Origin of the sequence: Paraburkholderia sediminicola, from assembly GCF_046026855.1 — a bacterium.
Taxonomy (GTDB): Bacteria; Pseudomonadota; Gammaproteobacteria; order Burkholderiales; family Burkholderiaceae; genus Paraburkholderia; species Paraburkholderia sediminicola_A.
Window position 1 is genome coordinate 75,776 of record NZ_JAQQET010000008.1, and the last position, 13,396, is coordinate 89,171.

The window sequence follows — 13,396 nt, forward strand, 5'->3', positions numbered from 1 at the left end:
TTCGGACGATTTGCCGTCACCAGGTCGCCATCATGCCATATCGAAAATGATATGAGGATGGCCTAAAAAGGGATTGGAAAGTTATTGGGGTGGCTCATACCATTCGTGGACTTTGAGCTTTCCTCATGTGGCGCCCCTCCCTTCGATGAATCGCGATCCGCTTGCCCCGCTCGTTGCCAGTCCGTTCCGTCATTACATCAATGGTGGCTGGGAGACGGGCGCGACCACGGGCGTGTCGCTCAATCCGTCGGATCTGGATGAACCGGTCGGCGACTACGTGCGGGCCGATGTAAGGCAGACCGATACCGCGATCGAAGCGGCGAGCGCGGCCTTTCGCGAGTGGTCCCTGGGTTCGGCGCAACGCCGCGCGGATGCGCTCGATACGATCGGCAGCGAGATGCTCGCGCGCCGTGATGAACTGGGCCGGCTGCTGGCGCGAGAAGTTGGCAAGACGCTACCGGAAGCTTTAGCCGAAGCAACGCGGGCCGGCCAGATATTCAAGTTTTTTGCCGCCGAGGCACTCCACGCGTTTGCTGAGTCCGGGGCATCGGCGCGCGCCGGTGTCGAGATCGATGTGACGCGCGAACCGCTCGGCGTAATCGGCATCATCGCGGCGTGGAGTGCGCCGCTGGCGATTGCTGCCGCGAAGATCGGCGCCGCCCTCGCCCACGGCAATTGCGTCGTCTTCAAACCGGCCGAATCGACGCCGGGTTGCGCGGCGGCGCTGGCGTCGATCGTCAGCCGCGCCGGTTTGCCGGCCGGCGTATTCAATCTCGTACTGGGCAGCGGCCGGCAGGTCGGCGCGCGGATCGTCACGCATCCGTTGGTGGCGGCGATCAGTTTCACCGGCTCGGCGGAAACCGGCACGCGTGTCCTCCAGGCTGCCGCTGCGAGGCACGCACGCGTGCAACTGGAAATGGGGGGCAAGAATCCGTTCCTGGTGCTGGCCGATGCCGATCTCGACGGCGCCGTCGATGCAGCCCTCAGCGGGGCCTATAGCTTTACCGGCCAACGCAGTACGGCTGCGTCGAAGTTGGTCGTCGAACGTGCGGTGTTCGAGCCGTTCGTCGACGCGTTGCAGACGAAGCTCGCCAGGCTCAGCGTCGATCATGCACTGAAGCACGGCACGGATATTGGCCCGGTCGCCAACGTCGCGCAGTTAGCGCGCAATCTTGACTACGTACGCGTCGGCCAACAGGAAGGCGCGCAACTGCTGCACGGCGGCCGCCAACTTGAACGCGCGACGCGCGGCTATTTTTTCGAACCGGCTTTGTTTATCGGTGAACCCGAACACCGCATCGCGCGAGAAGAGATTTTCGGTCCGCTAGCCGTGGTGCTGAAGGCCGACGACTACGACCACGCGCTGCATCTCGCGAACGACACCGCTTACGGTTTATGCGCCGGCATCTGCACGCGCTCGCTGAGCCGCGCGCGGCATTTTCGCCGCCACGTGCAATGCGGTCTCGTCACGATCAATTTGCCGACTACCGCCGTCGAGCACCACGCGCCTGGCGGCGGCCGCAAAGCGTCAGCCTATGGCGCAACGGATGCAGCCTTCTGGACGGCCGTGAAAACGGCCTACGTTGCGGGTTGATGGCGATGAGGCATGCTTACTTTGCCACTTCTCCCACGGCTCAACCTTCCGCCCGTTGCAGCGCCGTAGCCACCGTGCATCTCGCAGTTCACTCGGCCGCGAATCTCACCGCGCAGCACGCATGGTGTTGCAGGGCGCACGCTGCCGCGATTCGAGCCGCTCACGCTATCGCCCATCCACGTTCCGGCTGACGCCGCCGTGCTTTCACGCTGCAAATAAACGAAATCAATGCAGCTTTTCAACCTCAGGAGACAAGCATGACCAGCAAGCTTCGCCGTTTGACGCTAACCGCGATCGCCGCCGCGGCCCTCGCCGCACCCTTTTCCGCGCAATTCTCCGCGCACGCGGACACGCCGCTCAAAGTCGGCTTCCTTGTGAAGATGCCGGAACAGGCGTGGTTCATCAACGAACAGAAAGCTGCCACCGCGCTGGGTCAGAAGGACGGTTTCTCGGTGGTCAACATCGGCACGCCGGACGGTGAAAAGGTGCTGGCCGCGATCGATAACCTCGGCGCGCAAGGCGCCAAAGGCTTCGTGATCTGTGCGCCCGACGTCCGGCTCGGACCGGCGATCCAGGCGCGTGCGAAGCGCTACAACATGAAGTTCGTCACCGTCGACGATCAACTGGTCGACTCCACCGGCAAGCCGCTGCCGAACGTGCCGCATCTGGGCATGTCCGCGTTCAAGATCGGCAATCAGGTCGGCACCGCGATCTCTGAAGAGATGAAACGCCGCGGCTGGAAGCCGGAAGAAGTCGGCGCGCTGCGCATCACGAACTACGAACTGCCGACCGCCAAACTGCGTACGGACGGCGCAACGGAATCGTTGTTGGCCGGCGGCTTCAAGAAGGAAAACATTTTCGACGCTCCGCAAAAGACCACTGATGACGAAGGCGGTTTCAATGCGTCGTCGCCGGTGCTCGCGCAGCATCCGAACATCAAGAAGTGGGTGATCTTCGCGCTCAACGAGGAAAGCGTGCTGGGCGGCGTTCGCGCGACTGAACAACTGCACATTCCGGCGGCGGACGTGATCGGCGTCGGCATCAACGGTGCGGGCGAAGCGTTTGCCGAGTTCCAGAAGAAGGAACCCACGGGTTTCTACGGCACGATCGCCGTGAGCTCGACGATGCACGGCAAGGAGAGCACGGAGAACCTCGTCGAGTGGATCAAGGACGGCAAGCAGCCGCCCGCCGACACGCAAACCACCGGCAAGTTGATGGTGCGCGGCAACTGGCTGGACGTGCGTAAAGAGCTCGGAATTTAAGCGGTATTCGAGTCTGCACACTGCGGGCCGTTTTCACGTTGATGCTCACGCCGACGCGTGAGCGGCCTGCACGGGTTGTCCATACGCTAGAGGCTTTTGATGACGGTTTCTCACACCGGCGAAACGGCGCTCCCCGCGCAAGCGCCCTCGCCTACGCTTACGTCGACTGATCCGTATCTGCAACTCGACGGTATCACCGTGCGCTTTCCCGGCGTGCTCGCGCTCGACCAGGTGTCGCTCGACGTGCGGCGCGGCGAGGTGCACGGTTTGATGGGCGAAAACGGCGCAGGCAAATCGACGCTGCTTAAAGTGCTGTCCGGCGTGAATCAACCGGCAGCGGGCACGCTGTCGCTCGACGGTGTCGAGCAGCAGTTCGTCACCACCAAGGCGGCCATCGCGGCAGGCGTCGCAATCATCTATCAGGAGCTGCATCTGGTGCCTGAACTGACCGTTGCCGAAAACCTGATGCTCGGCACCCTGCCCAACCGCTTCGGCGTGCTGGATGAGAAGGCGCTGATTGCACGTGCGGTGCGTGAGTTAGAAAGACTCGGCGAAAAAATCGACCCCTCGCAACAGGTGAAAAATCTGTCGATCGGTCAGCGGCAGATGATCGAAATCGGCAAGGCGCTGATGCGCGACGCGCGTGTGATCGCGTTCGACGAACCGACCAGTTCGTTGTCGTCGCGCGAAACCACGCAGTTGTTCCGGATCATCCGCGCGTTGAAGGCCGAGGGCCGCGCGATCATCTACGTCACGCATCGGATGGATGAAGTCTACGAATTGTGCGACCGCGTGACGGTGTTTCGCGACGGCCGCCGCATCGATACATTCGAAGCGGGCGATGGGCTCGATCGCGATCGCCTGATCAGTTGCATGGTGGGCCGTTCAATCGCCGACGTGTACGGCTACCGCTCACGCGAACTCGGCGATATACAGCTCGACGTCAAGGAATTGATGGGACGTGGCTTACGCGAACCGGCTTCGTTCAAGGCACGTAAAGGCGAAATCCTCGGCTTCTTCGGCCTGGTCGGCGCGGGACGTTCCGAGTTGATGAAGCTCATCTACGGCGCAGTCAAACCGGCTGCCGGCGAGATCACGCTCAAGGGCAAGCGCGTGCGTTTCGCCACGCCACGCGACGCCGTGCGTGCAGGTGTCGCGCTGTGTCCGGAAGACCGCAAGCAGGAAGGCATCGTCTCGATTGCTTCGGTGTCGGACAACCTCAACATCAGTTGCCGTCGTCATTTCAGCCGCTTCAACGTGCTCAACGGCCGCAAGGAAGCGCAGATCGCCAAAGAGTTCATCGGCAAGCTCGCGATCAAGACGCGTAACGGCGAAACGCCGATCGGCACGCTCTCCGGCGGCAACCAGCAGAAAGTGATTCTGTCGCGCTGGCTCGCCGAAAACATCGACGTATTCCTGATGGACGAACCCACGCGCGGCATCGACGTCGGCGCGCGCAGCGAGATTTACGGCCTGCTGTATGGGCTTGTTGAAGCGGGCCGCACGGTCATCGTCGTATCGAGCGATCTCGCCGAAGTGATCGGCGTCGCGGACCGCGTGATCGTGATGAAGGAAGGCCGCATCGTCGGCGATCTGCCGAAGGCGCAGGCCACGCCGGATGCGCTGATCAAGCTCGCGCTGCCTCGCTAAAGACGCCGCACTCACCAGGCAAGTTAAGGCAATCGAAGGCAACTGAATCGTGCCATTGAAAACGGAATTGACATCATGCACACACCCTCAACCGACCCCACTACGCCAGCCGTCGCTTCCGCGGGCCTGAGCGCACGCGCCGCACGCACCTGGGACCTGATCAACCGGTCCGGCATCGTGATGGTGTTCATCATCCTGTTCGCGGCATTGTCGTTCACCGTGCCGGAATTTTTAAGCTCGCGAAACATTCAGGGCTTGCTGCTTTCCGTCACGCTGATCGGCTCGATCTCCGTGACCATGATGTTCGTGCTCGCGCTGGGCGAAGTGGATTTGTCGGTGGCCTCGATCGTCGCGTTCGCGGGCGTGGTGGCGTCCACGCTGATCACCGCGACGCATAGCGTGACGATCGGTATCGCCGCCGGGGTACTCGCGGGTGGCGCGGTCGGGCTGGTCAACGGCGTGCTGGTCGCGCGCTACAAGATCAACTCGCTGATCGTCACCCTTGCGATGATGGAAGTCGTGCGCGGCCTCGCCTACATCACATCGAACGGCGACGCCGTGATGATCTCCGAAGAGCGTTTCTTCGACCTCGGCGGCGGCGCGTTCCTCGGCATTTCGTATCCGATCTGGAGCAACATCGTCGGTTTCGTGCTGTTCGGTTTTCTGCTGAAGAAAACCGTGTTCGGCAAGAACGTGCTGGCCGTCGGCGGCAATAGCGAGGCCGCTTTGCTCGCGGGCTTGCCGGTTACGCGTATCAAGATCACAGTGTTCGTATTGCAGGGCCTCGTGACTGGCTTTGCAGGCGTGATGCTTGCGTCACGCATGAGTCTCGGCGATCCGAAAACTTCGGTCGGGCTCGAGCTCGGCGTGATTTCCGCGTGCGTGCTCGGCGGTGTTTCGCTGACGGGCGGTGTCGCAACGATTTCCGGTGTGTTGGTCGGCGTGCTGATCATGGGTTCCGTGCAGGACGCAATGAGCCTGATGAATGTGCCGACCTTCTACCAATACCTGATTCGTGGCGGGATTCTGCTGCTCGCGGTGCTGTTCGACCAGTACCGCCGCAGCAAGCGTGTGCACTGACGACTGATACACGCCCCGGGCTAAACGTCCCGGGCTAGGCGTCCCGGGCTAGGCGCCCCGGGCTAGGCGCCCCGGGCTAGGCGCCCCCTCTACATACTTGCCAACAGGAGATTTCATGGCTGATTCCAACCAGACTAAAAAGCCGCTGCGCAGCCAGGCGTGGTTTGGCCTCAAAGATCGCGATGGTTTTCTGCATCGTTCGTGGATGAAAAACCAGGGTATTCCACACGACGAATTCGACGGACGTCCGGTGATCGGCATCTGCAATACGTGGTCCGAACTGACGCCGTGCAACGCGCATTTTCGCGAGCTTGCCGAGTATGTGAAGAAAGGCGTGCACGAAGCGGGTGGTTTGCCGCTCGAGTTTCCGGTGATGTCGCTCGGCGAGACCAATCTGCGCCCGACCGCGATGCTGTTCCGCAATCTCGCCTCGATGGACGTCGAAGAATCGATCCGTGGCAATCCCATGGACGGCGTGATTCTGCTGGTCGGCTGCGACAAGACCACCCCGGCGCTGCTGATGGGCGCGGCGTCGTGCAATCTGCCTGCGCTTGCCGTGTCGGGTGGCCCCATGCTCAATGGCCGCTTTCGAGGCAAGAACATCGGCTCCGGTACGGGCGTCTGGCAGATGTCCGAGGAAGTGCGTGCCGGCACGATGACGCAGGAAGAATTCACCGAAGCCGAGTCGTGCATGAACCGCTCGCGCGGCCACTGCATGACGATGGGCACCGCGTCGACGATGGCCTCGATGGTCGAATCGCTGGGCATGGGCTTGCCGCACAACGCGGCGATTCCTGCGGTCGACGCACGCCGGCAGGTGCTCGCGCATCTGGCGGGCCGGCGCATTGTCGATATGGTCCGCGAGGATCTGACGATGGACAAGATCCTCACGCGCCAGGCCTTCGAAAACGCGATCCGCACGAATGCGGCGATCGGCGGTTCGACCAATGCGGTCGTCCATCTGATCGCGCTGGCCAAACGCATCGGCGTGGAGCTGTCGCTCGAAGACTGGGAGCTCGGTTCGAACGTGCCGTGTCTGGTGAATCTGCAGCCGTCGGGCGAATACCTGATGGAAGATTTTTACTATGCGGGCGGCCTACCCGCCGTGCTGAAGCAACTTGGCGAACAGGGCCTGCTGCATCGCGAAGCGCTGACGGTAAACGGCAAGACGATCTGGGACAACGTGCGCAACGCGCCGAATCACGACGAGAAGGTCATCACGACATTTGCCGAGCCGTTCAAGCCCAAGGCCGGCATTGCGGTGCTCAAGGGCAACCTGGCGCCGAACGGCGCAGTGATCAAGCCGTCGGCGGCAACGCCGCATCTGCTGAAGCATCGGGGCCGTGCGGTGGTATTCGAGAACATCGAGGAATTGCACGCCAAGATCGACGACGACTCGCTCGACATCGACGAGCACTGTGTCATGGTGCTCAAGGGCGCGGGGCCGAAGGGTTATCCGGGCTTTGCTGAAGTCGGCAACATGCCGCTGCCGAAGAAGGTGCTGCAAAAAGGTATCACGGACATGGTGCGCATTTCCGACGGCCGCATGAGCGGCACGGCGTACGGCTCGGTGGTGCTGCATGTATCGCCGGAAGCGGCTGCGGGTGGCCCGCTCGCATTCGTGCAAACCGGCGACATGATCGAACTCGACGTCGACGCCCGCCGTCTGCATCTGGATGTCACCGATGAAGAACTCGCGCGCCGGCGCGCCGCGTGGCAGCCGCCCGCGCCGCCCACGCGCGGCTACTACAAGCTTTACGTCGACCATGTGCTGCAAGCGGACCAGGGCGCCGATCTCGATTTCCTGGTCGGATCGAGCGGCGCGCCCGTGCCGCGCGACTCGCATTGATCGCCGTTTGAACGGCTAAACGTTTCTCCCTGCGCTTTGCGAGAAGGCGTATTGCCGATGCGGATCGAAATCCCGCATCGGCTTTTTTATCGGTTTCACTTCATGGAAAAATTGGGCAGAAATAAAAACGGCCAGGCATGCAATGCCTGACCGGTTTATAACTCGCAGGTTCACAGCCCCCGGGCTTTTAAAGCCAGAGAGTTTATGGCGAAAGTCAAAAACTCCGGCGCTTCGCCGGAGCGTTGGCGTTTAGCTTATTGTTTGATGAATCGATCGTTTGCCCAGAGGCCTTCCGTATCGCTATTAGCCGCATTCACGAATTCGACATCGTGCCCAACCACGCGTACAACTCGGAAACTCGAGTTTTCCGGCGCGGAAACGCACTGATATCCGGAGAAGAATTCCTGCATCTTTTGCTGTTCACCAGCTTGCGCATGTTGGTCGGCGGCGTCGAGTTTATCCTTCGACAGGCAACCGTACGCGTTAGCCTTGAACTGAATGGTTTGCTGCGGCTTGACCATGAAATCTTGCGCCTGAACAGAAGCGGCAGCCAAACCCACAATGGCGAAAACAAGGGCGATTCGCGTTTTCATATTTTCCTCCGGTGCGGGTTGAATACTCAGGTTAGCTATGTATTTAACTTTAACGTCGAACCCGCACCTTGCACTTTAGGAGAACGCGTAAGAAGGACAAGCACATCTTGTGTGCGGTCGCAACAGCGGCGAATTGTCGCACCACGTTTCGCCCCTGCTTAAACCTTGAGCAGCGGCTTAAACAGGGTGGATTGCAACGGATAACTAAGAGACGGGCGGGACACACCGCTTTAACCAGTAAAGCTTTGCGGCGCGTATTCGCGTAAACGAGGGGCACCAATTAAGTGAATTAATACAATTAACGGATGCACTTGGTGCATTGCACACAAAGTCATTCACCCGATTAATCAAAAATCACGAAATAACGGTGTATGTACTAAAGATAAACGGTGCCAGGTGCGTCAGTCGACGCAGCATGGCGTCCCTGGGCGGCCTGGCAGCGGGTTACTCGGCCTGCTGATTACCTTCGAAGAACTCGGACTGGAACATGCACATGCGCAATGCATTGTGATAGCGGCCATTGCCGAAAAACTCTTCGATTAACTCGGCTTCGTGCCGGAAACCACACTTTTCATAGACGTGAATGGCAGCGGTATTCGACTTGTCGACGATCAGGTAGACCTTGCGCAGGTTCAGGACCGAAAACGCGTAATCGATCGCGAGTTGCGTGGCGACGGTAGCGTAGCCGCGACCCTGCGCGTGCGGAGCGATGATGATCTGAAACTCGCCGCGCCGGTGGATATAGTCCAGCTCGATCAATTCGACGACGCCGATGGTTTGGCCGTCGTTGTCGATCGCGACGAAGCGGCGCTCGCGCAGATCGTGCACGTGCTGGTCATACAGCTGGGTCAGTTCGGAGAACGTTTCATAGGGCTCTTCGAACCAGTACCGCATGATCTTTGCGTTGTTGTTCACTTCATGGACGAAGCGCAGATCGGTGCGCTCGAGCGGACGCAGGGTCAGTTCACTGCTACGTTCGATAGTCATTGGATTCCCCTTGAGAATTATTGGTTTGAGTGCGCAAGCTCAGGGTGAGGGCTCCGGCTTGCGTTTCCTGTTAGTCCGGGCTCAGCGCAGGGAGTTCTTGCAACGCCAGACCAAGGTGCGGCGCGTTTTTGCAAAGCGCGAGGCGCCACGCGGGTTCGGCGAGGGTGGGGCGTCGCGTTGTCGCAGGGCGTTTATCGCAAATTTGTGAGGGGCTCGGCACCGTGTGGGCACATGGGGTGCTCTACAATGAAATCAGGCTCTTGCGATGGAGGCTACCGTGATCGAGCACTTGATATTAGGCGCCTTTCTGGTCATCCCGCTGCTTATCGTCGCGTTTCTTTTCTCTGACGAATTGTGGCAAGAACACCGGCATTTGCACGAGATGAATCCCGTGCCGATGAAACGGCATCGTATCGACTGGCGGCATCCGCTGCGCCGTTCGCGGCATCGGCTTTGAGGTGGCCGGCCTGCATGGGTGAGCGCGCGGCAAACGTCTCGACGAGGCGAGGGCGGCTCGCGAATTCGATCCCCAAATAAAAAAGCCTGCCGTTTCGGGCAGGCTGAAAAGAGATCCACACTCAATGCCTTGCGGGTACAAGGCAGGTGCCAGTCTAGCCGCACAGCGCGTGCGGCTGGTTTCACCGGCCATTACACATATTACGGGGCGTGACCAGTTACGGCGCGCCCGGTGTCAGTGAGCGCGCCAGTGGTCGCGAATACGCTTGGCCAGCGCTTCGAGCGTGGCCGCATCGGCCACTTCGCGTGCATGCATGCGCAGTGGCTGTCCTTCCCAGCGCGGGATCACGTGAAAATGCACGTGCGGCACCGTTTGTCCCGCCGCCGCGCCGTTGAACTGGCCGATGAACACGCCGTCGGGGCGCAGAGCCGCCCGAACGGCGATGGCGAGTTTCTGCGTCATGCGCATGCAGGCCACCGTCGAGGCATCCGACAACTCGAAAATCTCAACCGCCGCTTCCTTCGGTACGACCAGCAGGTGACCGTCCGCTTGCGGCATCAAGTCCATGAAGGCCAGCGCGGCATCGCTTTCCGCCACTTTGATGCAGGGTAGTTCGCCGCGCAGAATCTTCGCGAAGGGATTGCTGTCGTCGTAGTTCATCACGCGTCCTCTAGGGTGCTGTCTGTATCACGGTGGAGTTGCTGTCGGCGATATTGTCCACCACATGTGTTACAACGCGCGCGCTGCGCGTTTGATCGCTTGCGGTGGCTGGCCAAACGCGCGCAGAAAGGCGCGCCGCATCCGTTCGGTATCGATGAAACCGGTGTCAGCGGCGACCGCTTCCATTGAGTGACGGCCCGCTTCGAGCATGGTGCGCGCGGCTTCCACGCGCAGCGCCTCGATGGCCTTGGCCGGCGATTGGCGCGTTTCGTCGCGAAAGGCGCGGCTGAACTGGCGCGGACTCAGATGTGCGACATCGGCGAGTTGTTCGACCGTCAACGGCTCGTGCAGATGGTTCCTGGCGTATGACAGCGCGTCCTGAATGCGGTCGGACTTCGGTTCCAGGTCGAGCATGGCCGAGAACTGCGACTGGCCGCCAGTGCGCCGGTGATAGACGACAAGTTTCTTGGCAATAGCGCGCGAGACCTCGACGCCGAGATCGCTTTCGATCAGCGCCAGACACAGATCGATACACGCCGTCATGCCGGCCGAGGTCCACACGGTGCCGTCGACGATAAAGATGCGGTCTTCGTCGATGCGCGTATCGGGAAAGCGCCGCTGCAATTCGCGGGCATGGTGCCAGTGGGTCGTGGCATGCCTGCCGTCTAGGATGCCTGCTTCGGCCAGCACGAAAGCGCCAGTGCAAATGCTGGTGGTGCGGCGCGAGGCGCCGAGCGCGTCGTTCAAAAACCCCAGCAACGCCGCCGATGACGGCTCGATCTGCATCGCGCCCGTTACGACCACCGTGTCATACGCCGGATCGCCGAACGCTTGCGTTGCGATCTCGACGCCCGACGAGCTGCGCACCATCCCGCCCAGTTCGGAGATGACTTCCACCGCGTACTCCGGCTGCCCGGCCTCGAGGTTTGCGAGCTCGAACACGGAGATCGCGACCATATCGAGGATCTGGAAGCCGGGGAAAACCACCACGCCGATACGTTTCATTGCGATGTCTCAAAACGAGGTAAATACGACATTTGAGACAAAAGGCTACGCGCCTAGACTTGCCTCGTCAACACCGCGATGCCCACAAAAAAGGCACAGCGGCGGAGGTTTCAGGTTTCCCCATTCACCGATCAGGGCTCAGGCGTGACGCGCAAAGCCCGCAAGGAGATTCACCATGGCGACGCAAGCAAACAAGGGCACGGCCTTGATCACGGGCGCATCGTCAGGCATCGGCGCCGTTTATGCAGACCGCCTCGCGCGACGCGGCTACGATCTGATTCTGGTGGCGCGGGACGTTAAACGCCTGACCGGCGTGGCCGAGCGCCTGGCCAGCGAAACCGGCCGCCATGTCGATATCGTCGCCGCCGATCTCACCGACAAAGCCGACACACGCCGCATCGAAGAGCGTCTGCGGACCGACCGCAGCATCACGATGCTGGTCAACAACGCGGGCGTCGGCGCAACGGCTTCGCTGATCGACTCGGACGTGGACCAGCTCGAAAGCATGATCGACCTGAACGTGACGGCGCTGACACGCCTGACGGCAGCGGCCGTTCCGGGTTTTGTGGCGCGCGGCAACGGTATCGTGATCAATATCTCGTCAATCGTTGCGCTGTCGCCGGAGACGCTTAACGGCACTTACAGCGGCACCAAGGCCTACGTGCTGAATCTGACGCAGTCGCTGCATCATGAAGTGGGCGGCAAGGGCGTGCAGTTGCAGGCCGTGCTGCCGGGCGCCACCAGCACCGCGTTCTGGGACCGCGCCGGTTTCGCGGTCGAACATCTGCCGACGCAGATCGTGATGACCGCCGAGGACATGGTGGATGCCGCGCTCGCCGGTCTTGACCAAGGCGAACTGGTGACAATCCCGTCGCTGCCAGATGCGGCCGATTGGGAGCGATTCAACACCGCTCGTCAGCAGCTGCAGCCGAACCTGTCGCACAAGGCGCCGGCCGCGCGTTATACGCGCGGACCAGCGGCGGCTTCGTGAGCGCCTGAGGCTGTGTGGTGTGCGCCTCGCGCCGCCAACCGGTCGAAAATTGTGGCGAAGCGCGTATGGGCGTGGCCGGGTGTGGCCTTGCGGCAATGCGGATCAGCCGCTCACCGCCACCTGATTTTTCCCATCCCGCTTCGCCCGATACAGTCCGACATCGGCGGCTTCGATCAAGGTCGTCACCGGTTCGGTTGCGGACGGCACGATCATCGCTGCGCCGATGCTGATCGTCACGACGCCGCTTGCCGAACCTGCATGCGGAATGCCGAGCCCTTCGATTGCAATGCGGATCTTTTCCGCGAGCAAGCGCAATCCACCCGAAGACGCCCCCGGCAACACCACTGCAAACTCTTCACCGCCAAATCGTGCCGCGAGATCGGGTGAGCGTCCGAGACACGACTCGATGGTGTGGGCGACGCGTTTAAGCACTTCGTCGCCGGCAACGTGCCCATATGTGTCGTTGTAGGCCTTGAAGTTGTCCACATCGATCATCAGAAAGCCGAGGCCGGTTTTGTCGCGCGTGCCGCGACGCCATTCAGCGGCCAGGTACTGATCGAGGTAACGGCGATTCGACAAACCCGTCAACCCATCCGAATGCGTGAGCCGCTGCAATTCCAGATTGGTCGCGAGCAACTGCTGCTGCGATTGACGCAACGCCTGGTAGGCCTCGTCGCGCTGCAACAGGTTCAGGTACGAGCGCGAGTGATAGCGAATCCGCGCGATCAACTCGATGCGGTCCGGCAGCTTCACCAGGTAGTCGTTAGCGCCCGCAGCGAAGGCCGCGCTCTTCACTAACGGCTCTTCCTTGGTCGACAGCACGATGATCGGAATATCGCGCGTCGACGGATTCTGCCGGTATTGCCGCACGAGGGTCAGGCCGTCGGTGCCGGGCATCACGAGGTCTTGCAGGATCACCGTTGCGCGGGTTTCGTCGGCGCAGCGCACCGCCTCTTCGGGCGACGCACAGTAGTGAAAGTCGACGCTCGCTTCATCGGCCAGCGCCTGGCGGACCGCCTCGGCGATGATCGCCTGATCGTCGACCAGCAACACCATGATTGGGCACTCGGCCGCGGGTGGACTGCTGAGGATGCGCGCCAATGCGTCGTCGATAGCGCTGTTGGGCGCGTCCTCCGCGTACGTCTGCGCGTTCGCGTCGTGTTCTGCAAGGTTCGGCGCAGTGGCGTTCTGATGCGGTTTGGAAGTGTCCATGTTGGTCAGCCAGAATGAATGTCAATGAGTCGTAGCGGGCTAATGTGCGGCTAGTG

Annotated in this window: 11 protein-coding genes; 6 read left to right on the forward strand and 5 right to left on the reverse strand. The window is 61.2% G+C overall.

Translation table 11 applies throughout. The features are described 5' to 3' along the window. Positions 1 to 145: 145 nt before the first annotated feature. The 5 genes from PQR40_RS10985 to PQR40_RS11005 all read left to right on the forward strand — a co-directional run bounded on the left by PQR40_RS10985 (position 146) and on the right by PQR40_RS11005 (position 7,435). Positions 146 to 1,594 carry an aldehyde dehydrogenase family protein gene (locus PQR40_RS10985; protein WP_408508976.1) on the forward strand — a complete coding sequence of 483 codons (1,449 nt, stop codon included), beginning with the start codon at positions 146 to 148 and terminating at the stop codon, positions 1,592 to 1,594. 257 nt (positions 1,595 to 1,851) lie between these two features. Continuing rightward, positions 1,852 to 2,856: an arabinose ABC transporter substrate-binding protein gene (locus PQR40_RS10990; protein WP_408508977.1), complete on the forward strand. Its 1,005-nt coding sequence runs from the start codon at positions 1,852 to 1,854 to the stop codon at positions 2,854 to 2,856. 99 nt (positions 2,857 to 2,955) lie between these two features. After that, positions 2,956 to 4,506 (forward strand): L-arabinose ABC transporter ATP-binding protein AraG, encoded by a 1,551-nt coding sequence (gene araG, locus PQR40_RS10995; protein ID WP_408508978.1) that lies wholly within the window; start codon positions 2,956 to 2,958, stop codon positions 4,504 to 4,506. Positions 4,507 to 4,581: 75 nt separating this feature from the next. Next, on the forward strand, positions 4,582 to 5,586 hold the full coding sequence (araH, locus tag PQR40_RS11000) for an L-arabinose ABC transporter permease AraH (RefSeq protein ID WP_408239119.1): 1,005 nt from the start codon (positions 4,582 to 4,584) through the stop codon (positions 5,584 to 5,586). A 115-nt stretch (positions 5,587 to 5,701) separates the two neighbouring features. Beyond that, positions 5,702 to 7,435 (forward strand): IlvD/Edd family dehydratase, encoded by a 1,734-nt coding sequence (locus PQR40_RS11005; protein WP_408508979.1) that lies wholly within the window; start codon positions 5,702 to 5,704, stop codon positions 7,433 to 7,435. Positions 7,436 to 7,689: 254 nt separating this feature from the next. Here the strand turns inward: PQR40_RS11005 and sap1 are convergent, their stop codons facing one another. The 4 genes from sap1 to PQR40_RS11025 all read right to left on the reverse strand — a co-directional run bounded on the left by sap1 (position 7,690) and on the right by PQR40_RS11025 (position 11,137). Next, a complete protein-coding gene (gene sap1 / locus PQR40_RS11010) occupies positions 7,690 to 8,028 on the reverse strand; it encodes a surface attachment protein Sap1 (RefSeq protein ID WP_408239444.1) in 339 nt (112 codons plus the stop codon). 444 nt (positions 8,029 to 8,472) lie between these two features. Beyond that, a complete protein-coding gene (gene speG / locus PQR40_RS11015; protein WP_408239441.1) occupies positions 8,473 to 9,015 on the reverse strand; it encodes a spermidine N1-acetyltransferase in 543 nt (180 codons plus the stop codon). Positions 9,016 to 9,706: 691 nt separating this feature from the next. Continuing rightward, entirely contained in the window at positions 9,707 to 10,132 is a 426-nt protein-coding gene (locus PQR40_RS11020) for an HIT family protein (protein WP_408239435.1), read from the reverse strand. Between the two features lie 69 nt (positions 10,133 to 10,201). Further along, the gene (locus tag PQR40_RS11025) at positions 10,202 to 11,137 is read right to left on the reverse strand and encodes a GlxA family transcriptional regulator (protein WP_408239432.1); all 936 of its coding nucleotides are present in this window, start codon (positions 11,135 to 11,137) and stop codon (positions 10,202 to 10,204) included. Positions 11,138 to 11,312: 175 nt separating this feature from the next. On the opposite strand from PQR40_RS11025, the gene PQR40_RS11030 reads away from it, so the two are divergent. Beyond that, on the forward strand, positions 11,313 to 12,128 hold the full coding sequence (locus PQR40_RS11030) for an SDR family NAD(P)-dependent oxidoreductase (protein ID WP_408508980.1): 816 nt from the start codon (positions 11,313 to 11,315) through the stop codon (positions 12,126 to 12,128). Positions 12,129 to 12,230: 102 nt separating this feature from the next. Here PQR40_RS11030 and PQR40_RS11035 read toward each other — a convergent pair whose 3' ends face one another. Next, a complete protein-coding gene (locus PQR40_RS11035) occupies positions 12,231 to 13,340 on the reverse strand; it encodes a diguanylate cyclase (RefSeq protein WP_408337247.1) in 1,110 nt (369 codons plus the stop codon). Between the last annotated feature and the right edge of the window lie 56 nt (positions 13,341 to 13,396).

Coding starts and splice junctions, on each gene's coding strand:
- PQR40_RS10990 (WP_408508977.1), top strand. CDS start 1,852: ATGACCAGCAAGCTTCGCCGTTTGACGCTAACCGCGATCGCCGCCGCG.
- PQR40_RS11005 (WP_408508979.1), top strand. CDS start 5,702: ATGGCTGATTCCAACCAGACTAAAAAGCCGCTGCGCAGCCAGGCGTGG.
- araH (WP_408239119.1), top strand. CDS start 4,582: ATGCACACACCCTCAACCGACCCCACTACGCCAGCCGTCGCTTCCGCG.
- sap1 (WP_408239444.1), bottom strand. CDS start 8,028: ATGAAAACGCGAATCGCCCTTGTTTTCGCCATTGTGGGTTTGGCTGCC.
- PQR40_RS10985 (WP_408508976.1), top strand. CDS start 146: ATGAATCGCGATCCGCTTGCCCCGCTCGTTGCCAGTCCGTTCCGTCAT.
- PQR40_RS11030 (WP_408508980.1), top strand. CDS start 11,313: ATGGCGACGCAAGCAAACAAGGGCACGGCCTTGATCACGGGCGCATCG.
- PQR40_RS11035 (WP_408337247.1), bottom strand. CDS start 13,340: ATGGACACTTCCAAACCGCATCAGAACGCCACTGCGCCGAACCTTGCA.
- PQR40_RS11020 (WP_408239435.1), bottom strand. CDS start 10,132: ATGAACTACGACGACAGCAATCCCTTCGCGAAGATTCTGCGCGGCGAA.
- speG (WP_408239441.1), bottom strand. CDS start 9,015: ATGACTATCGAACGTAGCAGTGAACTGACCCTGCGTCCGCTCGAGCGC.
- araG (WP_408508978.1), top strand. CDS start 2,956: ATGACGGTTTCTCACACCGGCGAAACGGCGCTCCCCGCGCAAGCGCCC.
- PQR40_RS11025 (WP_408239432.1), bottom strand. CDS start 11,137: ATGAAACGTATCGGCGTGGTGGTTTTCCCCGGCTTCCAGATCCTCGAT.